This is a genomic window from Streptomyces sp. NPDC031132, assembly GCF_055570595.1.
This window is the reverse complement of the sequence record NZ_JBVIGX010000006.1, coordinates 252,600-277,581: the sequence shown is the minus strand read 5'-3', so window position 1 is coordinate 277,581 and position 24,982 is coordinate 252,600. Positions and strand designations below refer to the sequence as shown.

Below are 24,982 nucleotides of genomic sequence, written 5' to 3'. Positions count from 1 at the left end.
GGGTTGCGCTCACGCGTGGCCACGGCCCATTCGATATCGACGTAAGGATCCAATGACCTCCTCTTCTTCCCCTTCCCAGGACGCGCGGGACGCACGGGACGTGCCGGACCCGCAGAGCTTCACCGAGAGCCTTCGGGCCGACGCCCTGATGGAAGAGGACGTCGCCTGGAGCCACGAGGTCGACGGAGACCGGGACGGCGAGCAGTTCGAGCGCTCCGAGCGCGCGGCGCTGCGTCGTGTGGCCGGCCTCTCCACCGAGCTCGAAGACGTCACCGAGGTCGAGTACCGGCAGCTGCGCCTCGAGCGCGTCGTGCTGGTGGGCGTATGGACCTCCGGCACGGTGCAGGACGCCGAGAACTCCCTCGCGGAGCTCGCCGCCCTCGCCGAGACGGCGGGCGCCCTCGTACTCGACGGCGTGATCCAGCGCCGTGACAAGCCGGACCCGGCCACCTTCATCGGCTCGGGCAAGGCCCGCGAGCTGCGCGACATCGTGCTCGAGAGCGGAGCCGACACCGTCGTCTGCGACGGCGAGCTCAGCCCTGGCCAGCTCATCGCCCTCGAGGACGTCGTCAAGGTCAAGGTCGTCGACCGGACCGCCCTGATCCTCGACATCTTCGCCCAGCACGCCAAGTCCCGAGAGGGCAAGGCGCAGGTCGCCCTCGCGCAGATGCAGTACATGCTGCCGCGCCTGCGCGGCTGGGGTGCGTCGCTGTCCCGGCAGATGGGTGGCGGCGGCGGTGGCGGCATGGCCACCCGAGGCCCCGGTGAGACCAAGATCGAGACCGACCGGCGCCGGATCCGCGAGAAGATGGCGAAGATGCGCCGGGAGATCGCGGACATGAAGACCGGCCGCGACATCAAGCGGCAGGAACGGCGCCGCAACAAGGTGCCCTCGGTCGCCATCGCCGGCTACACCAACGCCGGCAAGTCCTCGCTGCTCAACCGCCTCACGGGCGCGGGCGTACTGGTGGAGAACGCGCTGTTCGCCACCCTCGACCCGACCGTGCGCCGGGCCGAGACGCCCAGCGGCCGGATCTACACCCTGGCCGACACGGTCGGCTTCGTCCGGCACCTGCCCCACCACCTGGTCGAGGCGTTCCGCTCCACGATGGAGGAGGTCGGCGACTCCGACCTCATCCTGCACATCGTGGACGGCTCGCACCCGGCGCCGGAGGAGCAGCTGGCGGCGGTGCGCGAGGTCATCCGCGACGTCGGCGCGGTCAACGTGCCCGAGATCGTGGTGATCAACAAGGCCGACGCCGCGGATCCGCTCGTACTGCAGCGGCTGCTGCGGATCGAGCGGCACTCCATCGCCGTCTCGGCGCGCACGGGGCAGGGCATCGAGGAGCTCCTCGGGCTCATCGACTCCGAACTGCCGCGGCCCGAGGTCGAGGTGGAGGCCCTCGTGCCGTACACCCGCGGCTCGCTGGTCGCCCGGGCGCACGCCGAGGGCGAGGTGATCTCCGAGGAGCACACCCCGGAGGGCACCCTGCTCAAGGTGCGGGTCCACCAGGAACTGGCGGCGGACCTGGCGCCGTACGTACCGGCGAAGCGGTGACGCGTACGCGGTGAGAACGAACCGAGGGCCCCCTGCGATGCAGGGGGCCCTCGGTTTCTTCACGTGGGTACGTGGGTGCGGACTACTTGAACTTGGCGCTCACGGCGTCGAAGATCCCCTTGGCCTCAGGGCCCAGCCGCGGTCCGGCCAGCCAGCCCGCCTTGGCGGGGCCGATCGAGGTGTTCGACACCAGCGCCGGCTTGCCGTCACTGCCCGCGGCCACCCAGCCGCCGCCGGAGGAGCCCCCGGTCATCGTGCAGCCGATGCGGTACATCACCGGCGCGCTCGCGGCCAGCGACAGCCGGCCCGGCTTGTCCGTGCACTGGAAGGCCTTCTGGCCGTCGAACGGCGCCGCCGCCGGGTAGCCCGTCGCCGTGATGCTCGCGACCTTCGGCACCGCCGGGGCGTTGAACTCCACCGGGAGCGCCGACCCCACGGTCTCCTCCAGGGACTTCCCGGTGCGCTTCTCCGGGGTCACGTGGAGCACGGCGAAGTCGTACGGGGCGCCCGCGCCACCGGTCGGACCGCCGCTCGCGATCCACTGGTCCGAGGTCTGCGCCCAGTCGCTCCACCACACGCCGTACGGGGCCACCTGCTCGCGCGGGGCGCCCTTGAGCTGCGCCGCCGGCTTGCCCGCGTTGTTGTACGACGGGACGAAGGCGATGTTGCGGTACCAGCCGCCGGACTTGCCCGCGTGCACGCAGTGGCCGGCCGTCCAGACCATGTTGGACTTGCCGGGGTGGGCCGGGTCCTTGACCACGGTCGCCGAGCAGACCATGGAGCCCTCGGGGCCGTCGAAGAAGACCTTGCCGGAGACCGGAACGCTCGTGTGGTACGGAGCGTTGGCGGCCCTGGCCTGGACCGGCGCCGGGGTCGGGTCGGTGACGCCCTGGTCCTTGCCGGCGTCCTGGTCGACGGCCGGAGGCTGGGGGGTCTTGTCGGCCTCGCGCATCCGGTCCGGGTCCCAGAGGTCCTCGATGATCGGGTTGATGTAGTCGCCCGCCTCGCGGAGCCAGTCCTCCTGCTTCCAGTTCTTCCACGCACCCCCCTTCCACTTCTCCAGGTCTATGCCGTGCTGCTTGAGCTTGTCCTTGAGCTGGTCCGGGATCTTGATCCCGTCGGCTCCGGACGGGAGGCTCGCCGCCACGGTCGGCTTGGCGTCGCCGCCGGCCTCCCCGTCGCCGGGTCCGCAGGCCGCGGCGGTCATGGCGAGTGCCGCCGCGCACAGGATCGCGGTGACCGGTCGGTTCGGTCGCATGTCGTGAATCCCCCTGGTGAATTCTGGGCGTGAGACGCGGTGCAGTTGAGGTGCACGGGGCACGCGAGGTGCGTGCCGCCGAGTGCAGCACCCCACTATGCCGCTGCCGTTGGGGACGGCACAGCCCGGGGCCGCGGTTCCGGTCCCGGAAGGACGCCCCGAACTCCGAACGGGACAAGGATCTTGGGCCCACCCGTGATCCGCCGCCGCCACCGTCGTTGGTACGTACGGGGGATGGGGGAGCAGCGTTCATGTTCGAGGCGCAATCCGGTGGAGCAGTCCGTGCGGGAGGTCCGACAGTCGTGGCTTTGACCGAGCAGGGCGCGGCCGCCGCGCAGGTGCCGCCGCAGGGGAGCCGGGCAGCGGGGCCGGTGGGACCCGGCGGTCCGGCCACGGCGGAGGGCATCCTGCGCCGGCAGGCGCTGCGGGAGTCCGCCGCCCGGACGTACGCGCGCTCGCTGCCCATCGTCCCCGTGCGGGCCCGGGGGCTGACGATCGAGGGTGCGGACGGGCGGCGCTACCTGGACTGCCTCTCCGGCGCCGGCACCCTCGCGCTGGGGCACAACCACCCGGTGGTGCTCGAAGCCGTGCGGGGCGTCCTCGACTCCGGGGCCCCGCTGCACGTCCTGGACCTCGCGACACCGGTCAAGGACGCCTTCACCACGGAGCTGTTCGCCTGCCTTCCGCCGGCTCTGGCGGCCGACGCCCGCATCCAGTTCTGCGGGCCCGCCGGTACGGATGCGGTGGAGGCCGCGCTCAAGCTGGTCCGCACCGCCACCGGGCGCCCGGGGCTGCTCGCCTTCACCGGGGCCTACCACGGCATGACCGCCGGGGCCCTGGGTGCCTCGGGCGGAGCCCCGGACGTTCGGGTGACCCGGCTGCCGTTCCCGCAGGACTTCCGCTGCCCGTTCGGGGTCGGCGGCCCCGAGGGCGCCCGGCTCGGGGCCCGTTGGACGGAGAGCCTGCTGGACGACCCCAAGGGCGGGGTGCCGACGCCCGCCGCGATGATCGTGGAGCCGGTGCAGGGCGAGGGCGGGGTCTTCCCGGCCCCGGACGCGTGGCTGCGCCGGATGCGCGAGATCACCGAGGCCCGGGGGATCCCGCTGATCGCCGACGAGGTGCAGACGGGCGTCGGCCGCACCGGTGCCTTCTGGGGCGTCGACCATGCCGGGGTGGTGCCGGACGTGATGGTCCTGTCCAAGGCGATCGGCGGCAGCCTCCCGCTGGCGGTGATCGTGTACCGGTCGGGCCTGGACGTGTGGGCCCCCGGGGCGCATGCCGGAACGTTCCGCGGCAACCAGCTGGCCATGGCGGCCGGGGCCGCGACCCTGGCGTACGTACGGAAGAACCGTCTCGCCGAGCGCGCCGGGGCCCTGGGCGAGCGGATGTTGACGGCACTGCGCGGGCTGGGCTCCGACCATCCCTGCATCGGGGAGGTCCGCGGCCGCGGTCTGATGATCGGCATCGAACTCGTCGACCCGGACACGGGGGCCGCGGCGCAGGCCCTCGCCGCGGCGGTCCGTCAGGAGTGCCTGAACCGCGGCCTGATCGTCGAACTCGGCGGCCGCCACGCCAGTGTCGTCCGCCTGCTGCCTCCGCTGACCCTCACCGACGAACAGGCCTCCGCCGTTCTCGACCGCCTGGCCGACGCCATCCCCGCCGCCGCCGCAGCCTGCCGGCTCCACTGACCCGCAAGGACCCGCGATGTCCGACTCGCAGCACCGCCACCCCGCCACCCCGCACACCCCCTCACGCCCCCACCCGTCGGCGGCTCCGCAGGCCGCCGCTACCCCGGGCCGGCCCGCGGCGCCTGCAGACCCGGGCGGGCTTGGCGCCGGCGCGGGCGGGTCCGCCGCCGCTGCGGGGCCGGGCGCGCCTGGCGCCTCTGCCGTCCTGGGTAGGGCCGGCGCCTCTGCCGTCCCGGGTGGGCCGGGCGCCTCTGCCGTCCTGGGTGGGCCTGCTGCCTCCGCCGGCCCGGGCGGGCCCGGTGCCCCCGTCGTCCCGCACGGGCTTGGCGCCCCCGTCGTCCCGGGCGGGTCCGCCGCCGCCGCTGCTCCCGCCAGCCCGGGCCGGCCCGCTACCGCTGGGGACCCGGGTGGGCCGTGCGCCTCCGCTGCCCCGGGCGGGCCCGGCTCCCCCAACGGCCCGGGCGGGTCGGCTGCTCCCGTCGGCTCGGGCAGAGCCGGCGCCTCCGCCGTCCCGGGCGGGCCGGGAGCCTCTGCTGTCCTGGGCGGGCCGGGCGCCTCTGCCGTCCTGGGCGGCCCCAGCGCCTCCGCCGTCCCGGGCGGGCCGGGAGCCTCTGCTGTCCTGGGCGGGCCGGGCGCCTCTGCCGTCCTGGGCGGCCCCAGCGCCCCCGTCGTCCCGGGCGGGTCCGCTGCCGCCGCTGCCCCCGCCAGCCCGGGCCGGCCCGCTACGGCTGCGGACCCGGGCGGGCCGCGCGCCTCCGCTGTCCCGGGCGGGCCCGGTGCTCCCGTCGTCCCGGGCGGGTCTGGCACCGCCGCCGCGAGGAGCCCCGGCGCCCCTGCCCACCCCGGTAGGTCTGCGGACCTGGGCGGGCCTGCTGCTCCTGCCGCCCCCCTCGGCACACCGGGCGCCACCGCCAGCCCCGTCCGGCCCGGCGCCGCTGCGGATCCGGGCGGGCCTGGCGCCTCTGCCGTCCTGGGTGGGCCCGCTGCCTCCGCTGGTCCGGGCGGGCCCGGTGCTTCCGTCGTCCCGGGTAGGCCCGGCGCCCCTGCCGACCCCGGCAGGTCTGCGGACCCGGGCGGGCCTGCTGCTCCTGCCGCCCCCCTCGGTACGCCGGGCGCCACCGTCAGCTCTGGCCGGCCCGGCGCCCCTGCGGATCCGGGTGGGCCTGGCGCCTCCGCCGCCCCGGGCGGGCCTGGCGTCCCTGGAACCCGCGCAGAGCCGGGCGGGTCCGCTGGGCCGGGCAGGCCCGCCGGCCCGGTCGCGGTCAGCCGTGGCGGCTCGGTGGCGGAGCCGGAGTCATCGGGCTCCGCCCAGGCCACCCCGCACCGGCCCCCCGCCACCGCCGGCCCGGGCGGCACGGAGCCCGGCTCCACCCCGGAGCCGGAGCCGGGCTCCGCCCGCTGGCTGCTCCCGGGAACCGCTGCCGACTCCCCACCTGACCACGACCCGGCGGGCCCGACCCTGCAGGCCCCCCGCCAGCTCCCCCTTGCGCCCGGTGACCCAGGTGGTCCCATCCGGGTCGGCGATCCGGCACCGGACCACGAGCCGGAGGGTTCGGCCTCGCAGGCCTTCCGCTGGCTACCTGCTGGCACTGCCGCCTTGGACGGGCTCGCCCTGGCCGGTGACTCCGCCCGGGACCACGAGACGGTGGGCTCGGCCTCGCAGGCCTTTCGGTCGCTGCCTCCTGTGACCGGCGCCCCGGGTGGTCCTGCCCCGACACCGGACCAGCAGCCGCTGGGCTCGTCCCTGAAGCCCACCGTGTGGCCGGCTCCCGGCACCGGAGAGCCCACGCCGCAGCCGTCGGGCCCGGCCCACCCGTGGTCGCGGCGCTGGTCCGGTGTCCCTGCCGGGACCGACGCCCTGGACGGGCCCGACCCGCTCGGAGGCACCGGCGCCCTCGGCGAGCCCCCGCCGGAGCGGGAGGCGCCGGGGGCGACCCGGGACCCCCAGCCCCCGTTGGCTTCGACGTCCCAGCCGCATCGGATGCCGCCCCCCGGTTCTGGTGCCCTTGGTGGGACGGGTGCAGTGGACGGCCCGGGCGATGCCACCCACCTCGGCGGATCCACCCAGGAGCCGGAGTCGGCGGGCCTCACCCCGGCCCGGCAGCTCCCGCTTGCTTCGGCCGCCGGGGCCGGAAGCCTCGATGCCTCCGGTGGTCTGGCCGGGACCAGTGGCAAGTCGCTCCCGGGCGGCGCCGACGGGACCGCCGGAATGGGCAGCCCCGGTGCCCCCGACGTCCCGTGGAACGGCGTTGCCACCAGCCTGGGAAGCCAAGCGCCCGAGCCGGTGGAGTCGGAGGGCTCCGTCCGGGCCCGGCAGACCCTGTCCGACTCGGCCTTGCAGGCCGCAGTATGGCCGGCCCCAGGGACCAGGGGCCCGGGTGGAGCCGGCAGCCCCGGGGTCCCCGGTGGGTCCGACGGCCCGAGTGGGAGCTGGGCCGACGAGACCTCAGGGACCGCCAGTCCCGGTGCCGCCGGGAGCGGCGACGGCTCCACCGCGCAGGGCGGCCACGCGCCGGAGTCGGCGGAGTGGTCGGAGTCGGCGGACTCCGGCACGGCCCCACAAGCCCCCCTGGGCGCGGGCTCGCAGGCCACCCCATGGCCGGCCCCGGGGACTGGCGGCGCCGGCCATGGCCTCGGTGCCCCTGGTGGGTCGGGCTGCCAGGGGGGCGGCGCCGACCAGGTCGTAGGGATGGGCGGTTCCGTTGTCCCCGGTGGCACCCAGGGGACGGGCGGTGCCGACGGTGTTGTCCGGTCCGCCCACGAGGCCTTGCCGGAGGGCACCGCTTCGGCCCCGCAGGCCACGCCTCGGCCTACCACCGAGGCCGACGGTGGGGGCGGAGCGGCCCGCCTCGGTGTCCCCAGCGGTCTTGGCGGGTTCCCCTCGGACCCGGGGCCGGAGGGCCCCGCTTCGGCCGCGCAGGCCACGCCTCGGCCTACCACCAAGGCCGACGGTGTAGGCGGAGCGGTCGGCTTCGGTGCGTCCAGCGGTCTTGGCGGGTTCCCCTCGGACCCGGGGCCGGAGGGCACCGCTTCGGCCGCGCAGGCCACGCCTCGGCCTACCACCAAGGCCGACGGTGGGGGCGGAGCGGTCGGCCTCGGTGCGTCCAGCGGCCTTGGCGGGTTCACCTCGGACCCCGGGCCGGAGGAGAGCGCTCCGGCCCCGCAGCCCATGTTGTGGCCGACCCCCGGGGCCGGTGGAACGGACGGCCTCGAGGGGCCCGGTAGTCCCCGGAGTGGCGGCCGTGCCGGAGGCCTTGGGGGGTTGGTCCCGGAGCCCGAGCCGGAGGGTAGTGCCTCGGGGAGGGGCGGGCCGGGGGGAACGCCCACCGTGCCGCGGCAGAAGGACGGGACGCTTCGGGCGCGGGTCGGCTCCGGCGGGCAGGTCGGGCCCGAACCCGCCATGCTGCCCGACCTGTTGGACCACGCCGACCCGGCCATCGCCGCCGAGGCCGCGGCGGTGGAGAACCTGCTGCGGTGCTGGGTCCGCGAAAGCGGCATCGGCCGTCCCGACGGGCCCGTCGGAACCCTGCTCCGCATCCCCCTCCCCGCATCCGGCGTCGCCCTGCTCGTCGCCGTCCGCTACTGGTCCCCGGCGGGCTGGCACCGCTTCGCCCCCGCCCGGCTCGAAGGCGCACCCGCCCACGCCCCGGCCGTCGACGCCGTCACCCTCGCCTCACTGCTCGCCCGCGAGGGCGACAGCGGCGGCCGCGGCGGCGCGGACCTCGTCGGCCGGGTCGCCGACTCGGTGCGCCGCACCGCCGAGTTCATCGCCGACCGGCGCGAACGCCCCACCCCGCCCGAACCCGTCGCCGGGGACCTTTTCCTCACCGCCGAACAGTCCCTGCTCCTCGGCCACCCCCTCCAGCCGGACCCGAAGAGCCGCGAAGGACTTTCCGAGACCGAAGCACGCCGCTACTCACCCGAACTCCACGGCTCCTTCCCCCTGCACTGGCTCGCCGTCGAACCCTCCGTCCTCGCCACCGACTCCGCCTGGACCGAACGCGGCCGCCCCGTCTCCGCCGCCCGGCTGCTCGGCCGGCTCGCCCCCGGACTTCCGCTGCCCGACGGCACGACCCCCCTTCCCCTGCACCCCTGGCAGGCCGGCGACCTGCTCCGGCGTCCCGCCGTCACCGCCCTCCGCGACGCCGGGCTCCTGCACGACCTGGGCCCGTACGGCGAGCCCTGGTACCCCACCTCCTCCGTCCGTACCGTCCACCGCCCCGGCACCCCCGCGATGCTCAAGCTCTCCCTGGGCCTGCGCATCACCAACTCCCGCCGCGAGAACCTCCGCAAGGAACTCCACCGCGGCGTCGAGGTGCACCGGCTGCTCCGCACCGGCCTCGCGGAACAGTGGCAGGCGGCCCACCCCGGCTTCGACATCGTGCGCGACCCCGCCTGGATCGCCGTCGACGCCCCGGACGGCACCCCCGTCCCCGGACTCGACGCCGTGCTGCGTCACAACCCCTTCCGCTCCCACGACGACGCCGTCTGCATCGCCGCACTCACCGCGCCCCGCCCGTGGCCGGGCCGGACCACCATGCGCTCCCGACTCGCCGAGGCCGTCTCCCGGCTCGCCGCCACCACCGGGCGCACGACCTCCGCAGTCGCCGCCGAGTGGTTCCTGCGCTACCTCGAGCACGTCGTCCTGCCGGTGCTCGCCTTCGACGCGCTCGCCGGAATCGCCCTCGAAGCGCACCAGCAGAACACGCTGGTCCTCCTCGACCCGGCCGGCTGGCCGGTCGGCGGCCGCTACCGCGACAACCAGGGCTACTACTTCCGCGCGTCCCACCGCGCGGAACTCGAGCGCCGGCTCCCCGGTATCGGCAGCGCCAGCGACACCTTCGTCTCCGACGCCGTCACCGACGAACGCTTCGCCTACTACCTCGGCATCAACAACGTGCTCGGCCTCATCGGCGCCTTCGGATCCCAGCGGCTCGCCGACGAGCGCGTCCTGCTCGCCGCCTTCCGCCGGTTCCTCGGCAAGGCCTCCGGACTCGGACCGCTCCCCGCGCGGCTGCTCGACTCACCCACCCTGCGCTGCAAGGCGAACCTGCTCACCCGCCTGGGCGGCCTCGACGAACTCGTCGGCCCCGTCGACTCCCAGTCCGTCTACGTCACCCTCACCAACCCCCTCCACGATTGAGTGCCGATGCCCTCCACCGACACCTCCACCACAGCCCTCGCCCCCGTCACCGCCGCCCCCACGGCAATCGGCACCGCCATCGCCACCGCCGCCCTCGGGACCCGCATCCCCGGACGACGGCTCACCCCCCGGCTGCTGCCCCTGCTCGCCGAGGCCGAACTCCTCGACTCCCCGGCCGGATGGGGCCCGGCCCCCACGCCCGCCGGAGCCTTCCGCCTCGAACCCGTACGCCTCGGCCGCGACCTGGCGCTGCTCACCGGCTGGATGAACGACCCCGAGGTGGCCGCCTACTGGGAGCTCGCCGGTCCCGCCGCCGTCACCGCCACCCACCTGCGGACCCAGCTCGACGGGAACGGCCACAGCATCCCCTGCCTCGGCCTCCTCGACGGCACGCCGATGAGCTACTGGGAGATCTACCGGGCCGATCTCGACCCGCTCTCCCGCCACTACCCGGCGCGTCCCCACGACACGGGTATCCACCTGCTCATCGGAGACGGCACGAACCGCGGCCGCGGTCTGGGCACCGCCCTGCTGCGCGCCGTCGCCAACCTCGTGCTCGACAACCGCCCCCGCTGCACCCGCGTGATCGCCGAACCGGACATCCGCAACACCCCCTCCGTCTCAGCCTTTCTCAATTCCGGATTCCGCTGTTCCGCGGAGATCGACCTCCCCGAGAAGCGCGCCGCCTTGATGATCCGGGAGCGGGCGCTGCGCAATCTCATCTGAATTGCCGCCCCAAGTCCCCGGATCCCGCCGCTCCACGCCTCACCCTTCGAAAACTCTGCGTCGCGCAGCAAAGTTCCCGATCCCCGAGGAGTCCCGTGCCGAATTTCCCCGCCACCCCCGACTCCACCGGCCCCCACCTTTCGGACGCCGCCGTTCCGCCGTCCCCCCAGCACCCCTGCACGCCGCCCGAGCTCAACGGCGCGACCTGGGAGTCCGCCGCCCGCCGGCTGCTCGCCAAGATGCTGGGCGAGTTCGCGTACGAGGAGATCGTCAGGCCCGTCCCGGCCCCGGGCACCACCTCCGGCGACGCCTGGCAGCTGGCCCTCGACGACGGCAGCAGCCTCGGCTTCCGGGCCCGCCGCCGCGCGTACGGCAGCTGGCACGTCGCCCCCGACACCATCACCCTCACCCCGCCGCCCCCGTCGCCGGAGCCCCCGTCGCCGGAGCCCCCGACCGCCTTCGCGGACCCGTACGCCTTCTTGATCCGTACCCGCACCCTCCTCGGCCTCGACGGCGCCACCCTCGGCCACCTGGTCCGCGAGCTCAGCGCCACCCTCGCCGCCGACGCCCGCATCGACCACACCGCCCTCACCGCCGACGTCCTCGCCGATCTCGACCACGCCGAGCTCGAAGGCCACCAGACCGGCCACCCCTGGCTCGTCCTCAACAAAGGCCGCCTGGGACTGTCCGCCGCCGACACCGCCGCCTGGGCCCCCGAGGCCCGTACCCGCCAGCGGCTGCCCTGGCTCGCCGCCCACACCTCGCTCGCGGCCTACAGCGGCACCGCCGGCCTGGAGGACCCCGCGCGGCTCTACGCCCAGGAACTCGACCCCGTCACCCGGGCCGCCTTCGACCAGACGCTGCGCGCCCGCGGCCTCGACCCGCTCGGCTACCTCTACCTCCCGGTCCACCCCTGGCAGTGGGACGAGGTCGTGCTCCCCCTCTTCGCGCCCGCCCTCGCCTCCGGCGCCCTGGTGCCGCTCCCCGCCGACCCCGACATACGCATCCCCCAGCAGTCGGTCCGCACCTTCCTCAACCTCTCCCGCCCCGACCGGCACAGCCTCAAACTGCCGCTCTCCGTCTTCAACACCCTCGTCTGGCGCGGCCTGCCCTCCGACCAGTCCGCCGCCGCCCCCGCCGTCACGGCCTGGATCCGGTCCCTCCACGACGCCGACCCCTTCCTGCGCGACGAATGCGGGGTGGTCCTCCTCGGCGAGGTCGCCTCGGTCACCGTCCGCCACCCCGTCTACGACGAGCTCCCCGAGGCCCCGTACCAGTACAAGGAGCTCCTCGGCGCGATCTGGCGCGAGCCCCTGACCGGCCGGCTCGCCCCCGGTGAGCGGGCCCGTACGCTCGCCTCCCTCCTCCACGTCGACCCGCGCGGCCGGTCCTTCACCGCCGAGCTCGTCGCCCGCTCCGGGCTCACCCCGGGCCGCTGGCTCCAGCGGCTCTTCGCCGCCCTGCTGCCCCCGCTGCTCCACTTCCTCTACCGCTACGGCACCGTCTTCTCCCCGCACGGCGAGAACACCACCGTGATCTTCGACGGGTGCGACGTCCCCGCCCGCCTCGCCCTCAAGGACTTCGTGGGCGAGGTCAACATCTGCCGCGAGCCGCTGCCCGAGCTCGCCTCCGTGCCCGCCGAGGTCCGCGCCGCGCTGCGCGACAAGCCCGCGGACTTCCTGCCGCAGTACATCCACTCCGGTCTCTTCGTCGGAGTCTTCCGCTACCTCTCCGCCCTGTGCGAGGACCGGCTCGGCGTCCCGGAGCAGGAGTTCTGGTCGCTCGTACGGGCGGAGATCCTGCGCCACCAGGCCCGCTTCCCCGAGCTCAAGGAGCGCTACGAGCTCTTCGACCTGCTCGGCGAGCGCATCGGGCGGCTCTGCCTGAACCGGAACCGGCTGTACGAGGACGGCTACCGCGACCGCCCCGACCGGCCTCACGCGGTGGAGTACGGCACCGTGCCCAACCCCTTGTACCGGCCATGAACCATCATCGTGGCGGTCACTGTCGGTGGCGCCCCGTAGGGTTGTCATTGCTATGACGAAGCCCTCCCTCCCCGACCTGCTGCACGCCGCCGTCTCCGCCGTCGGCGGCACGGAGCGGCCCGGCCAGGTGGCCATGGCCGAAGCCGTCGCCGAAGCGATCGACGACAACACGCACCGGCTCATCCAGGCCGGCACCGGCACCGGCAAGTCCCTCGGCTACCTGGTGCCGGCCCTCGCGCACGGCGAGCGCGTGGTCGTCGCCACCGCCACCCTCGCCCTCCAGCGGCAGCTGGTCGAGCGCGACCTGCCCCGGACGGTCGACGCGCTGCATCCGCAGCTCCGCCGCCGCCCGCAGTTCGCCATGCTCAAGGGCCGGTCCAACTACCTGTGCCTGCACCGGCTCCACGAGGGCGCGCCGCAGGACGAGGAGGAGGGCCTCTTCGACCAGTTCGAGGCGGCCGCGCCCACCAGCAAGCTCGGCCAGGACCTGCTGCGCCTGCGCGACTGGGCCGACGAGACCGAGACCGGCGACCGGGACGACCTGACCCCGGGCGTCTCGGACAAGGCCTGGTCGCAGATCTCCGTCTCCTCCCGGGAGTGCCTGGGCGCGACGAAGTGCGCGTACGGCGCCGAGTGCTTCGCCGAGGCTGCGCGCGAGCGGGCCAAGCTCGCCGACGTGGTCGTCACCAACCACGCGCTGCTGGCCATCGACGCCATCGAGGGTGCGCCGGTGCTGCCGCAGCACGAGGTGCTGATCGTGGACGAGGCGCACGAGCTGGTCTCCCGGGTGACGGGGGTCGCGACCGGCGAGCTCACCCCGGGCCAGGTCAACCGCGCCGTGAAGCGCGCGGCCAAGCTGGTCGACGAGAAGACCGCGGACTCGCTGCAGACGGCGTCCGAGTCCTTCGAGCGGGTCATGGAGCTGGCCCTGCCGGGCCGGCTGGAGGAGGTCCCCGAGGACCTCGGCTACGCGCTGGCGGCCCTGCGGGACGCGGCGCGCAACGTCATCTCGGCGATCGGTGCGACCCGCGACAAGTCCGTCCACGACGAGGACGCCGTCCGCAAGCAGGCCCTGGCCGCGGTGGAGAGCGTCCACGGGGTGGCCGAGCGGATCCTGCTGCGCTCCGAGTACGACGTGGTCTGGTACGAGCGGCACGACCGCTTCGGTGCGACCCTCCGGGTCGCCCCGCTGTCGGTTTCCGGGCTGCTGCGCGAAAAGCTGTTCGAGGACCGCTCGGTGGTCCTGACCTCGGCGACCCTCAAGCTGGGCGGCGACTTCAACGGGGTCGCCGCCTCGCTGGGCCTGTCTCCCGAAGGGGTCGAGGGGGACGACGCGCCGGTCTGGAAGGGCCTGGACGTCGGCTCGCCGTTCGACTACCCCAAGCAGGGCATCCTCTACGTCGCGAAGCACCTGGCCACGCCCGGCCGGGAGGGCACCCGCGGCGACATGATGGACGAGCTCGCCGAGCTGATCGAGGCGGCCGGCGGCCGCACCCTCGGCCTGTTCTCCTCCATGCGGGGCGCCAAGGCCGCCGCCGAGGAGCTGCGCGGGCGGCTGGACAACCCGATCCTGCTCCAGGGCGAGGAGACGCTGGGCGAGCTGATCAAGGCTTTCGCGGCGGACCCGAAGACCTGCCTGTTCGGAACGCTGTCGCTCTGGCAGGGCGTGGACGTGCCCGGTCCCAGCTGCCAGCTCGTGGTCATGGACCGGATCCCGTTCCCGCGTCCCGACGACCCGCTGATGAGCGCCCGGCAGAAGTCGGTCGAGGAGCACGGCGGCAACGGCTTCATGGCCGTCGCGGCCACGCATGCGGCGCTCCTGATGGCCCAGGGCGCGGGCCGGCTCGTACGGGCCGGCGACGACCGGGGTGTCGTCGCGGTCCTGGACCCCCGGCTGGCCACGGCCCGGTACGGGACCTTCCTGCGGGCCACGCTGCCGGACTTCTGGTACACCACGGACCGCAACCAGGCCCGCCGCTCGCTGGCCGCGATCGACGCTGCCGCTCAGGCTGATGGCAAATAGTTCTCAGGGAGCACGAGTAGCGACCATCAATGGAGCAACCCGAACGGCGAGCAACCACATCCGCGAGAGCGGCGGCGGTTCAGCCGCAAAGAACGAAACAACCCCCGGGACCGGCGCAGTGGGTCCCGGGGGCTGGCTGGGAAGCGACGCGGGTCAGACCCGGCGCAGTACCGCGACGACCTTGCCGAGGATGGTCGCCTCGTCGCCGGGGATCGGCTGGTAGGCGGCGTTGTGCGGGAGCAGCCAGACATGGCCGTCCTCGCGCTTGAAGCGCTTGACGGTGGCCTCGCCGTCGAGCATCGCGGCCACGATGTCGCCGTTCTCCGCGACGGGCTGGCGACGGACCGTGACCCAGTCGCCGTCGCAGATGGCGGCCTCGATCATCGAGTCGCCGACGACCTTGAGGACGAAGAGCTCTCCGTCGCCGACGAGCTGGCGGGGGAGCGGGAACACGTCCTCCACCGACTCCTCGGCGAGGATCGGGCCGCCGGCCGCGATCCGGCCGACCAGGGGGACGTACGAGGCGGCGGGCTTGCCGGTGGTGTCCGTGGGCTGCGAGCTGGGCTGGTCGGATCCGCGGACCTCGTAGGCCCGGGGGCGGTGCGGGTCCCGGCGCAGGAAGCCCTTGCGCTCGAGGGCCATCAGCTGGTGCGCGACCGACGACGTGCTGGACAGGCCGACCGCCTGGCCGATCTCCCGCATCGACGGCGGGTAGCCCCGACGCTGCACCGAATCGCGAATGACCTCGATGACCCTCCGCTGCCGGTCAGTGAGCCCGGAGCTGTCGGCGCGGATGCCTGGAGGTCGACCTGGCAGCGATCGTGCGGGGCGTACGGGCTCCGCCTCCGGGTTCAGGCTTGCGTCATTCATGGGATGCACCGGCTCGAGTCGGCTCTGGGAGCGGTTCTGGGCAGTGATGGTGGCACTGTCTGCGGTGGTGGTCACGTCGGCCCCTCTCGAAATGTTCTCCCTAGCTGGACAACGGTAGTAGCTTTCGAAAGGTTGCGCCAAACACACGTTCGAGTGAAAAATCGCAGATCGTCCAGCGTGGTCAGATCAAGGGGTGTATGGACGATCGGTCTGCCGAACGCGGGTTCGATCCCGCCTCCGCTGCTTACGGTACCCTTCCCGGTCGGATCGCCGCCTTCCGGTCCCGTGCCCAGTGTGGCACCGGGAATGCCCGGGTCCGGGTAGCGGACTCGACGACACGCGGAACGAACCAAATCCACCACAACCCAAGATCTAGTGGTTGGATGTGCGCTGCCGCCCAGAAGTTGTGGTCCTCGGTCCGTCGAGGCCCTCGGCATCGCATATGCTGGTGGCTGCTTCACGAGCCCCCGACAGGGACCCCGTCCCGTCGTTCAGGGGCCTCGTGAGGTGATTCAGTCGTGCCAAGAGGGAGGGTGAGGGAACCATGCACTGCCCCTTCTGCAGGCACCCCGACAGCCGCGTCGTCGACAGCCGCACCACGGACGACGGCACGTCGATCCGTCGGCGCCGTCAGTGCCCCGACTGCTCCCGTCGTTTCACGACGGTGGAGACGGCCTCGCTGATGGTGATCAAGCGCAGCGGGGTGACCGAACCCTTCAGCCGTACCAAGGTCATCTCCGGCGTGCGCAAAGCGTGCCAGGGGCGGCCGGTCACCGAGGACGCCCTCGCCAAGCTCGGCCAGCGGGTCGAGGAGGCGGTGCGCGCCACCGGGAGTGCCGAGCTGACCACCCATGACGTGGGTCTGGCCATACTCGGCCCGTTGCAGGAGCTCGACCTGGTCGCGTACCTCCGGTTCGCGTCCGTTTACAAGGCGTTCGACACACTCGAAGACTTCGAGACCGCCATCGCGGAACTCCGCGTGCCACGGCCTCACCCCGAAGAGTGCGAGCCCCGTCGGACCACTTCGGTCCCGGTGCCCGCCTCCGCCGCCGACTGACCGGCCGGCCGCAGCGCAGCGCGGCCGCCCGGAGGGCTCAGGCGAAGAAACGTAGATAGAAGACAGACCGTGCCGCGGAATATCGCTGGCACTTTAGGGCGTTTTTGCCCGCATATGGGAGGAAGCGGCATGACAGAGACGGCGAGCAGCTCGGCACGAGGTTCCCGCGCCAAGGGGACCAAGACTGCCAAGAGCGGCCTTCGGATCGAGCGCATCCACACCACCCCCGGCGTGCACCCGTACGACGAGGTGAGCTGGGAGCGCCGTGACGTCGTCATGACCAACTGGCGCGACGGCTCGGTGAACTTCGAGCAGCGTGGCGTCGAGTTCCCCGACTTCTGGTCGGTGAACGCGGTCAACATCGTCACCAGCAAGTACTTCCGCGGGGCGGTCGGCACCCCGCAGCGCGAGACCGGCCTCAAGCAGCTCATCGACCGCATCGTGAAGACGTACACGAAGGCCGGCGAGGACCACGACTACTTCGCGTCCCCCGCCGACGCGGAGATCTTCGAGCACGAGCTGACCTACGCCCTCCTGCACCAGATCTTCAGCTTCAACTCACCGGTGTGGTTCAACGTCGGCACGCCCCAGCCGCAGCAGGTCTCCGCCTGCTTCATCCTGGCCGTCGACGACTCCATGGAGTCGATCCTCGACTGGTACAAGGAAGAGGGCATGATCTTCAAGGGCGGCTCCGGCGCCGGCCTGAACCTCTCCCGCATCCGCTCCTCCAAGGAGCTCCTCTCGTCCGGTGGCAACGCCTCCGGCCCGGTTTCCTTCATGCGCGGCGCCGACGCATCCGCTGGAACGATCAAGTCGGGCGGCGCCACCCGCCGCGCGGCCAAGATGGTCGTCCTGGACGTGGACCACCCGGACGTCGAGGACTTCATCGCCACCAAGGTGAAGGAAGAGGAGAAGATCCGCGCCCTGCGCGACGCGGGCTTCGACATGGACCTGGGCGGCGACGACATCACGTCCGTCCAGTACCAGAACGCCAACAACTCCGTCCGCGTGAACGACGAGTTCATGACGGCCGTCGAGAACGGCACCGAGTTCGGCCTGCGCGCCCGCATGACCGGCGAGGTCATCGAGAAGGTCGACGCCAAGGCGCTCTTCCGCAAGCTGGCCGAGGCCGCGTGGGCCTGCGCCGACCCGGGCATCCAGTACGACGGTGTGATCAACAACTGGCACACCTGCCCCGAGTCCGGCCGCATCACCGCGTCCAACCCGTGCAGCGAGTACATGCACCTGGACAACACGTCCTGCAACCTCGCCTCGCTGAACCTGATGAAGTTCCTGAACGACGACGGCAAGGGCAACCAGTCCTTCGACGCCGAGCGCTTCGCCAAGGTCGTCGAGCTCGTCATCACCGCGATGGACATCTCGATCTGCTTCGCGGACTTCCCGACGCAGAAGATCGGCGAGAACACCCGCGCCTTCCGCCAGCTGGGCATCGGCTACGCCAACCTCGGCGCCCTGCTGATGGCGACCGGCCACGCGTACGACTCGGACGGCGGCCGCACCCTCGCCGCGTCGATCACCTCGCTGATGACCGGCACCGCCTACAAGCGCTCCGCCGAGCTGGCCGCCATCGTCGGCCCGTACGACGGCTACGCCCGCAACGCCGAGGCGCACAAGCGCGTCATGAAGCAGCACGCCGACGCCAACGGTGTCGCGCCGCGCACCGACGACCTGGACAACTCGATCTGGGCCGCGGCCACCGAGGCCTGGCAGGACGTCCTGCGCCTCGGCGAGAAGAACGGCTTCCGCAACTCCCAGGCCTCCGTCCTCGCGCCGACCGGCACCATCGGTCTCGCGATGTCCTGCGACACCACCGGTGTCGAGCCGGACCTGGCCCTGGTCAAGTTCAAGAAGCTCGTCGGCGGCGGCTCGATGCAGATCGTCAACGGCACCGTCCCGCAGGCCCTGCGCCGCCTGGGCTACCAGGAGGAGCAGATCGAGGCGATCGTCGCCCACATCGCCGAGCACGGTGTGGTCGTCGACGCCCCGGGTCTGAAGACCGAGCACTACTCGATCTTCGACTGCGCGATGGGCGAGCGTTCCATCTCCCCGATGGGCCACGTTCGGATGATGGCCGCGATCCAGCCCTGGATCTCCGGCGCGATCTCGAAGACGGTCAACATGCCGGAGTCGGCGAGTGTCGAGGAGATCGAGGAGATCTACTTCGAGGCGTGGAAGATGGGCGTCAAGGCGCTCGCGATCTACCGCGACAACTGCAAGGTCGGCCAGCCCCTCTCCGCGAAGAAGAAGGAAGAGGAGAAGGAGGAGGTCACCGCCAAGGCGGAGGACACCATCCGCGCGGCGGTCGAGAAGGTCATCGAGTACCGTCCGGTCCGCAAGCGCCTCCCCAAGGGCCGCCCGGGCATCACCACCTCCTTCACGGTCGGTGGCGCCGAGGGCTACATGACCGCGAACTCCTACCCGGACGACGGCCTGGGCGAGGTCTTCCTGAAGATGTCCAAGCAGGGTTCGACCCTCGCGGGCATGATGGACGCCTTCTCCATCGCCGTCTCGGTCGGTCTGCAGTACGGCGTCCCGCTGGAGACGTACGTCTCGAAGTTCACGAACATGCGCTTCGAGCCGGCCGGCATGACGGACGACCCGGACGTGCGGATGGCGCAGTCGATCGTCGACTACATCTTCCGCCGCCTGGCGCTCGACTTCCTGCCCTTCGAGACCCGCTCGGCGCTCGGCATCCACACCGCCGAGGAGCGTCAGCGCCACCTGGACACCGGCTCGTACGAGCCGCTCGAGGACGACCTCGACACGGAGTCCCTGGCCCAGTCGGCGCCGCTGGCCGCCGTCCCGGCGCCCCCGAAGCCGGCTGCGGTCGCCGAGGTCCAGGCCCCGAAGACGGCGCACTCCAACGCCGAACTGGTCGAGATGCAGCTGGGCGTCTCCGCCGACGCCCCGCTCTGCTTCTCGTGCGGTACGAAGATGCAGCGCGCAGGCTCCTGCTACATCTGCGAGGGCTGCGGCTCCACCAGCGGCTGCAGCTGAAAGTAGGCGCCCACCAGGCATGAAGTGCCTGGTCTAAGCGGGGAGTCGGCGAAATGCCGGCTCCCCGTCGGCGTCATTGCCCGTTGCTTCCGATGTAACTGCTCAGGTGGCTTCCGCCGCCGCCGAGGCGCTCCGGGCTCGGGCCCGCACGATCTCGTTGATGTGCGTTTCGGTCCAGTGGCGGAGTGCAGTGATCGGCTCCGCCAGACTGCGACCGAGCTCCGTGAGGTCGTATTCGACCCGCGGCGGGATGGTGGGGTACACGGTGCGGGTGACGAACCCGTCGGCCTCCAGGCCGCGCAGCGTCTGGGTGAGCATCTTCTGTGAGACACCCTCGATGCGCCGCGTCAAGTCGGTGTACCGCAGGGTTCCTTCGAGGAGGGCGTCCACGACGAGGATCGTCCACTTGCCGGAGATGTGGTCGAGGACCTGGCGCGTCGGGCACTTTGCGGAGTAGACGTCGGCAGGTAGTCCGGATGCTTCCACCGTGGTCTTCATGCCGGGAGAGTAGCGCACCAAAAGGTGCCCTCTTCCCGATGGAGAGTCACTCTCCAATAGTGAGTGACATGACGAGCCACACGATGTCCGTCGCAGAGGCGATCCGCACCCGCCGCACCGTCCGCCACTACCGGCCCGACCCGATTCCGCCGAGCACGCTCGAAGCGCTCCTTGATCTCGCGGTCGAGGCCCCCACCAGCTGGAACCTGCAGGACCGGTCGATCGTCGTGGTGTCCGCAGAAGAAGGCCGTGCGGGGCTGGCACGGGCCACCGGAGGCCAGCCCCAGCCCCAAGAGGCCCCGGTCGTACTGGTCTTCGTCGCCGAGCCGCAGTCCTGGCGTGATGACCACAGCGACGTCTATGAGCAGGCGCGGCGCAGCGGAGCGTGGAACGACGAGTTCATCGCGATGTTCTCCGCCGCGTCGAGGGCCTTCCAGGAGGATCTCGATCGGCGCGGTCTGCTTCGGGAGTACGCGGTCAAGGACGCCGTGATCGCGGCCTCGTTCCTGATGCTGGCCGCTACGGAGATGGGCCTGGCGACCTCGCCCATGAACGGTTGGGACGAGGTCGAAGTGAAGAAGGTGATCGGGATCGACGGCCGTGACGACCTGGCCATCGCCCTGTTGGTCTCGGTCGGCTACCCGGCGGAGGAACGGCGCCATCCAGGTCGGCGTGCCACGGAGCGCAACGTCTTCCGCGGATCGCACGGGCCCCGCGGCGCGGGGGATACCGCACGACAGGAACAAGTGATCTCCACCAGTACACCGGGCGCAGCCCGCGCAGGTAGCTGACCTGTAGCTCACGGAGGGGACCGGCCTTGGGCCGGTCCCCTCCGTCAGTGGGGGATGCGGCGGGCCGGGCGGGTGACGGTCTCCTCACGGAAGGCCGCGATCTCGGAGTGGACCTGGCGCATCAGGTGGGTGTCCTCGATGCGGTCCAGGTAGAGGCAGCGGGCGGCCAGACCGGGCAGGTCGAAGGCGAAGCACAGGGACATCAGCGGGTTCACGAACAGCTCGCTGCCGCGGGTCCGCTCGGTGAAGTGGACGTCGCCGAACGAGCCGCGGACGGCAGCGGCGATGGAACCGTTGACGATGCTGGGCCGCTCCGGGGTGTTCTCCTGGGCGTGGGCCACCGCGTCCAGGAAGAGGGCGCCCTCGCGGGTGGCGCGGGGGATCGAGAACGCGCCCAGGTACGCCCCGTCGCGCTCCAGCGCCGCGATGTTCTCCAGGACCAGGGCGTGGCTGACCCCGTGGTGGGCGTCCACGCCGAAGCCGACCGAGACGACGAGCCGTTCGGGTACGTCGTCGAGTGCGGCCAGTGCGGCGACGCTGGTCAGGTCCTCCTCGGGGGTGCCGAGGCCGGCTTCGTCGCCGCGCATCAGGATGTCCGTGCCGCCGTCCACCAGCACGACGGCGTCGATCCGGTGGAGGTCGATCAGCGCCCGGTAGGCGGCGCGCAGCGGCTGCACCCCGACCTGGGGGAACGCGTACACCGTGGCCGGGTAGCCGTGCAGCCCGAGCCAGCGGGCCAGCGTCCGTTCCGGGAAGTAGGCCTGGTGGGGGGCGGTTTCGGGGGTGACGGCGGCGAGGTCGGGGGCCGCCCAGTCCTCGACGGGCAGGCCCGCGAGCGCGCTGAAGGAGAGGTTCGCCAGGTGGACCTCCTTGCCCTGGTGCAGGAGGGAGAGGGCGATCGGGAGGCCGGCGTAGATGTCGAATCCGCCGCCCGCGCCGGCGATCAGGATGCGCTCGGCTTCGGCGAGCCGGGCGAAGAGCGGGTTGGTGTGCAGGGCCGTCATGGTGATCATTGTGCGCAGCGGGCGCGATCGGGTGCCCGGAGTTTCACGAGCGGGTGCGGGAGCGGGGGAGACATGTGGAGCGGTGACGAGCTGGATCTCGATGCCTATCTGGCGCGGATAGGCTACGACGGGCCCGTCGGGGACGACGGGGAACTCCGGCCGGACCTCGAGACGTTGTACGCAGTGCACCGGGCCCACACCGGCGCCATCACCTTCGAGAACCTGGACGTGCTGCTCGGCCGCCCCGTCGAGCTGGGCGTCAAGGCCCTGGAGGACAAGCTCGTGCACGGCCGCCGCGGCGGCTACTGCTACGAGCAGAACTCGCTGCTGGCCGCTGCCCTGGAGCGGATCGGCTTCGAGGTGTCCGGGCGCGGCGCCCGCAACCGCACCCGGGGGGACACCCTGCTCGCGGTGACGCACGCCGTCCTCGTCGCCACCGTCGAAGGGGAACCCTGGCTGTGCGACGCCGGGTTCGGCCACCAGGGCCCGCGCGAGCCCGTCCCGCTCGCACGGCCCGGAGCCGAAGTCGTGCAGGGGGACTGGACGTACGCCGTCCGCGAGGAGGGCGACGGGATCCTCGCGCTGTGCATGCTGCGCGAGGGGACCTGGCGGGACCTGTACGCGTTCTCCCCGCAGCCCTACTACCCCGTCGACTACGTCCTGCTCAACCACTACAGCTCTTCCCACCCCCGCTCCGCCTTCGTCGGACAGGTGATCGTCCAGCACCCGGGCGCTCCCGTCCGCCGGGCGCTCGTGGGGCGGGAGCTCAGCCGCCTGTATCCGGAAGGGCGGGTCGAGCGGCAGTCGGTGGCCCCCGACGAGCTGCTCGCGCTGCTCGACCGGGAGTTCGGGCTTCGGCTGTCCGGGCGGGATGCGGAGGAACTGGCGCGGATCAACCGCCATATGGACTGACCGGGGCCGCGCCGGGCCCGTACGATGGCGCGGTGCTGGTCAAGTGGATTCGCTGCACGGTGACGGACCGACGCGGGTTCGAGCGCGGGCAGCGCAAATGGGCGGGGCTGCCTGGCGAGCCGGGATTCCGGGGACAGGGCGGCGGCTGGAGCCGGGGGAGGCAGGGGGTCGCGCATGTCTTTGCGTTCTGGGAGAGCCGCTCCTTCTACGACTCCTTCATGGCCCGGTCGTACGACCGGCTGGCCGCGGCCCAGACCGGCACGTACACCAACGCCCGGGTCACGCTCTTCGACCACCGCTTCGACGTGAAGACCGGCTTCGAGCCGCGGTTCACCGACGCGGACGTGGTGCGCGTGGCCCACACCCGGGTGCGGGAGGGCCGCGTGGACCACTTCGCCCTCATGCAGGAGAAGGTGTGGAACCCCGCCATGGCCGGCTCGCCCGGAATGATCCGGGGCCTCTTCGGGGAGGCGCCGGGCCGGGAGTTCCTCGTGCTGTCGATGTGGCACGCCGCTGCCGAACACGGCAAGTACCGTCAGGAACGGGTCGAGCGGCTGTCGCTGCGCGCCCAGACCGAGGCCGACGTGGAAGCCCTCACCGGTGACGTCGTCGACCTCGAATCGTCCTGGACGGTATGACCGTACGACGATCGGCGGGCCCGACCGGCGTGCCCGGGTGCTGGACCCGCCGGTGGCCGAATAGGGTCATGGAATGGCACGACCACGGCGCATCGTCCTTGTCCGGCACGGGGAATCGGAGGGCAATGCCGACGACACGGTGTACGAGCGGGAGCCCGACCACGCCCTGCGCCTGACCCGCCGGGGGCACGAAGAGGCCGCGGAGGCGGGCGTACGGCTGCGCGAGCTGTTCGGCGACGAAGCCGTCAGCGCGTACGTCTCCCCCTACCGCCGTACCCTGCAGACGTTCCGGGAGCTGCGGCTGGACCCGGGGCGGGTCCGGATGCGCGAGGAGCCGAGGCTGCGCGAGCAGGACTGGGGGAACTGGCAGGACCGGGCCGACGTCCGGCTGCAGAAGGCGTACCGCGACGCGTACGGGCACTTCTTCTACCGCTTCGCGCAGGGCGAGTCCGGCGCGGACGTGTACGACCGGGTCGGCTCCTTCCTCGAGAGCCTCTACCGCAGCTTCGAGGCTCCGGACCATCCGCCGAACGTGCTGCTCGTGACGCACGGTCTGACCATGCGGCTGTTCTGCATGCGCTGGTTCCACTGGTCGGTGGCCGAGTTCGAGGCGCTCTCCAACCCCGGGAACGGCGAATTCCGGGTGCTTCTGCTGGGTCCGGACGGCCGATACCGGATGGACCGCCCATTTGAGCGGTGGACCACACCGGAGCCTTATGACCTGGACGGCTAAAGTGACGCGGGATGACCGCTGACTCCTCCTCCGAAAGGCGCTACGCACGCGCCATGGCCAGCCTCCGCGGGCTGGCTCTGGGTGACGCCCTGGGCTCCCAGTACTTCGTCCCCGTGAACTACCCCCTCCTCAAGCGCCGCGAGCTGCCCGCCGGCACCGAAACCTGGCAGTGGACCGACGACACCGAGATGGCCTGCTCGGTGGTCGCCGTCCTCGCCGCGCACGGACGCATCGACCAGGACGCCCTGGCGAGCTCCTTCGCCCACCACCACGACTTCGACCGCGGCTACGGGCCCGCCGTGAACCGGATGCTGCGCCTCGTCCGGGAGGGCGAGGACTGGCGCACGCTGGCCGCCGAGCTGTTCAACGGGCAGGGCTCGTGGGGCAACGGCGCAGCCATGCGCATCGCGCCGCTGGGCGCCTGGTACGCCGACGACCCCGAGCAGGCCACGCACCAGGCGGAGATCTCCGCCTACACCACCCACCAGCACCGCGAGGCGGTGTGCGGGGCGATGGCCGTCGCCGCGGCGGCCGCACTGGCGGCGGCTCCGGCCGGTCCGCCGAAGGCCGCCGACCTGCTGGACGGGGTGATCGCGCTGGTTCCGCGCAGCGCCGTGGGAGCGGGGCTGCGGCGGGCGCGGGACATGCTGGACTACGGCGACGCGACCACGGTCGCGGCGGTGCTGGGCTGCGGGCGGCGCACGAGCGCCCACGACACCGTGCCGTTCGCCCTGTGGTCGGCGGCACGGTCGCTGGACGACTACGAGCGGGCGTTCTGGACTACCGCGCAGGTGGGCGGCGACGTCGACACGACCTGCGCGATCGTCGGCGGGGTGCTGGGGGCGCGCGGGGACGCGGTGCTGCCCGCCGCCTGGCTGGCCCGTACGGAGGCCCTGCCGGCCTGGCTGCCGGAGACGGCGGCGCGTTAGCCGACGGCGCGGTGCCCCGTGGCCGGGTGGCGTTGCGGCCTGGTGGCCGGGCCGCGGGAGCGGGCATCGGTGGCGGGCGTCCGCAGGGGGGCGATACGCCCCTTTGCCATTGTCACGGTCCTGCCACAGGGACCGCTCCGGCCTGGCTGAA

Annotated in this window: 17 protein-coding genes; 13 read left to right on the top strand and 4 right to left on the bottom strand. The window is 72.6% G+C overall.

Annotated features, from left to right (window positions below):
* Nucleotides 1–52: 52 nt before the first annotated feature.
* Nucleotides 53–1,558 (top strand): GTPase HflX, encoded by a 1,506-nt coding sequence (hflX, locus tag ACZ49B_RS12090; protein ID WP_468303861.1) that lies wholly within the window; start codon nt 53–55, stop codon nt 1,556–1,558.
* A gap of 82 nt (nt 1,559–1,640) precedes the next feature.
* Here the strand turns inward: hflX and ACZ49B_RS12085 are convergent, their stop codons facing one another.
* Complete coding sequence (locus ACZ49B_RS12085; protein WP_468303858.1) at nt 1,641–2,816, bottom strand: trypsin-like serine peptidase; 1,176 nt, start codon at nt 2,814–2,816, stop codon at nt 1,641–1,643.
* A 251-nt stretch (nt 2,817–3,067) separates the two neighbouring features.
* Between ACZ49B_RS12085 and ACZ49B_RS12080 the strand changes: the two genes are divergently transcribed.
* The 5 genes from ACZ49B_RS12080 (at nt 3,068) to ACZ49B_RS12060 (ending at nt 14,381) form a co-directional block, all read left to right on the top strand.
* The gene (locus ACZ49B_RS12080) at nt 3,068–4,504 is read left to right on the top strand and encodes a diaminobutyrate--2-oxoglutarate transaminase family protein (RefSeq protein WP_468303856.1); all 1,437 of its coding nucleotides are present in this window, start codon (nt 3,068–3,070) and stop codon (nt 4,502–4,504) included.
* 3,172 nt (nt 4,505–7,676) lie between these two features.
* Nucleotides 7,677–9,647: an IucA/IucC family protein gene (locus ACZ49B_RS12075; RefSeq protein ID WP_468303982.1), complete on the top strand. Its 1,971-nt coding sequence runs from the start codon at nt 7,677–7,679 to the stop codon at nt 9,645–9,647.
* 6 nt (nt 9,648–9,653) lie between these two features.
* On the top strand, nt 9,654–10,373 hold the full coding sequence (locus tag ACZ49B_RS12070) for a GNAT family N-acetyltransferase (RefSeq protein ID WP_468303853.1): 720 nt from the start codon (nt 9,654–9,656) through the stop codon (nt 10,371–10,373).
* A 95-nt stretch (nt 10,374–10,468) separates the two neighbouring features.
* On the top strand, nt 10,469–12,358 hold the full coding sequence (locus ACZ49B_RS12065) for an IucA/IucC family protein (RefSeq protein WP_468303850.1): 1,890 nt from the start codon (nt 10,469–10,471) through the stop codon (nt 12,356–12,358).
* A 52-nt stretch (nt 12,359–12,410) separates the two neighbouring features.
* Nucleotides 12,411–14,381, top strand: a complete 1,971-nt coding sequence (locus ACZ49B_RS12060; protein WP_468303848.1) for an ATP-dependent DNA helicase — start codon at nt 12,411–12,413, stop codon at nt 14,379–14,381.
* A gap of 153 nt (nt 14,382–14,534) precedes the next feature.
* Here the strand turns inward: ACZ49B_RS12060 and lexA are convergent, their stop codons facing one another.
* The gene (gene lexA, locus ACZ49B_RS12055; protein ID WP_030301390.1) at nt 14,535–15,326 is read right to left on the bottom strand and encodes a transcriptional repressor LexA; all 792 of its coding nucleotides are present in this window, start codon (nt 15,324–15,326) and stop codon (nt 14,535–14,537) included.
* A 469-nt stretch (nt 15,327–15,795) separates the two neighbouring features.
* Here lexA and nrdR point away from each other — a divergent pair, with 469 nt between their 5' ends.
* Nucleotides 15,796–16,308 (top strand): transcriptional regulator NrdR, encoded by a 513-nt coding sequence (gene nrdR / locus ACZ49B_RS12050; RefSeq protein ID WP_468303845.1) that lies wholly within the window; start codon nt 15,796–15,798, stop codon nt 16,306–16,308.
* Nucleotides 16,309–16,437: 129 nt separating this feature from the next.
* The gene (locus tag ACZ49B_RS12045) at nt 16,438–19,326 is read left to right on the top strand and encodes a vitamin B12-dependent ribonucleotide reductase (RefSeq protein ID WP_468303842.1); all 2,889 of its coding nucleotides are present in this window, start codon (nt 16,438–16,440) and stop codon (nt 19,324–19,326) included.
* A 102-nt stretch (nt 19,327–19,428) separates the two neighbouring features.
* Here the strand turns inward: ACZ49B_RS12045 and ACZ49B_RS12040 are convergent, their stop codons facing one another.
* Nucleotides 19,429–19,824 carry a winged helix-turn-helix transcriptional regulator gene (locus ACZ49B_RS12040; protein WP_468303840.1) on the bottom strand — a complete coding sequence of 132 codons (396 nt, stop codon included), beginning with the start codon at nt 19,822–19,824 and terminating at the stop codon, nt 19,429–19,431.
* Between the two features lie 68 nt (nt 19,825–19,892).
* On the opposite strand from ACZ49B_RS12040, the gene ACZ49B_RS12035 reads away from it, so the two are divergent.
* Complete coding sequence (locus tag ACZ49B_RS12035; RefSeq protein WP_468303837.1) at nt 19,893–20,615, top strand: nitroreductase family protein; 723 nt, start codon at nt 19,893–19,895, stop codon at nt 20,613–20,615.
* Between the two features lie 44 nt (nt 20,616–20,659).
* Here ACZ49B_RS12035 and ACZ49B_RS12030 read toward each other — a convergent pair whose 3' ends face one another.
* On the bottom strand, nt 20,660–21,619 hold the full coding sequence (locus tag ACZ49B_RS12030) for a DUF1152 domain-containing protein (protein ID WP_468303834.1): 960 nt from the start codon (nt 21,617–21,619) through the stop codon (nt 20,660–20,662).
* A 72-nt stretch (nt 21,620–21,691) separates the two neighbouring features.
* Here ACZ49B_RS12030 and ACZ49B_RS12025 point away from each other — a divergent pair, with 72 nt between their 5' ends.
* The 4 genes from ACZ49B_RS12025 to ACZ49B_RS12010 all read left to right on the top strand — a co-directional run bounded on the left by ACZ49B_RS12025 (nt 21,692) and on the right by ACZ49B_RS12010 (nt 24,831).
* Nucleotides 21,692–22,531, top strand: coding sequence for an arylamine N-acetyltransferase family protein (locus tag ACZ49B_RS12025; RefSeq protein ID WP_468303832.1), 840 nt, complete (start codon nt 21,692–21,694; stop codon nt 22,529–22,531).
* Between the two features lie 32 nt (nt 22,532–22,563).
* Complete coding sequence (locus ACZ49B_RS12020; RefSeq protein ID WP_053787769.1) at nt 22,564–23,169, top strand: YdbC family protein; 606 nt, start codon at nt 22,564–22,566, stop codon at nt 23,167–23,169.
* A 73-nt stretch (nt 23,170–23,242) separates the two neighbouring features.
* Nucleotides 23,243–23,902: a histidine phosphatase family protein gene (locus tag ACZ49B_RS12015; protein ID WP_468303828.1), complete on the top strand. Its 660-nt coding sequence runs from the start codon at nt 23,243–23,245 to the stop codon at nt 23,900–23,902.
* Nucleotides 23,903–23,913: 11 nt separating this feature from the next.
* Nucleotides 23,914–24,831, top strand: a complete 918-nt coding sequence (locus tag ACZ49B_RS12010; protein ID WP_468303826.1) for an ADP-ribosylglycohydrolase family protein — start codon at nt 23,914–23,916, stop codon at nt 24,829–24,831.
* The last annotated feature ends 151 nt before the right edge of the window (nt 24,832–24,982 follow it).

Bases quoted from the DNA above. Each gene is read 5' to 3' on its own strand.
- ACZ49B_RS12030 (WP_468303834.1), bottom strand. From the start codon at position 21,619: ATGACGGCCCTGCACACCAACCCGCTCTTCGCCCGGCTCGCCGAAGCC.
- ACZ49B_RS12015 (WP_468303828.1), top strand. From the start codon at position 23,243: ATGGCACGACCACGGCGCATCGTCCTTGTCCGGCACGGGGAATCGGAG.
- ACZ49B_RS12070 (WP_468303853.1), top strand. From the start codon at position 9,654: ATGCCCTCCACCGACACCTCCACCACAGCCCTCGCCCCCGTCACCGCC.
- ACZ49B_RS12060 (WP_468303848.1), top strand. From the start codon at position 12,411: ATGACGAAGCCCTCCCTCCCCGACCTGCTGCACGCCGCCGTCTCCGCC.
- hflX (WP_468303861.1), top strand. From the start codon at position 53: ATGACCTCCTCTTCTTCCCCTTCCCAGGACGCGCGGGACGCACGGGAC.
- ACZ49B_RS12040 (WP_468303840.1), bottom strand. From the start codon at position 19,824: ATGAAGACCACGGTGGAAGCATCCGGACTACCTGCCGACGTCTACTCC.
- ACZ49B_RS12035 (WP_468303837.1), top strand. From the start codon at position 19,893: ATGACGAGCCACACGATGTCCGTCGCAGAGGCGATCCGCACCCGCCGC.
- ACZ49B_RS12080 (WP_468303856.1), top strand. From the start codon at position 3,068: ATGTTCGAGGCGCAATCCGGTGGAGCAGTCCGTGCGGGAGGTCCGACA.
- ACZ49B_RS12085 (WP_468303858.1), bottom strand. From the start codon at position 2,816: ATGCGACCGAACCGACCGGTCACCGCGATCCTGTGCGCGGCGGCACTC.
- ACZ49B_RS12045 (WP_468303842.1), top strand. From the start codon at position 16,438: ATGACAGAGACGGCGAGCAGCTCGGCACGAGGTTCCCGCGCCAAGGGG.
- nrdR (WP_468303845.1), top strand. From the start codon at position 15,796: ATGCACTGCCCCTTCTGCAGGCACCCCGACAGCCGCGTCGTCGACAGC.
- ACZ49B_RS12025 (WP_468303832.1), top strand. From the start codon at position 21,692: ATGTGGAGCGGTGACGAGCTGGATCTCGATGCCTATCTGGCGCGGATA.
- ACZ49B_RS12010 (WP_468303826.1), top strand. From the start codon at position 23,914: ATGACCGCTGACTCCTCCTCCGAAAGGCGCTACGCACGCGCCATGGCC.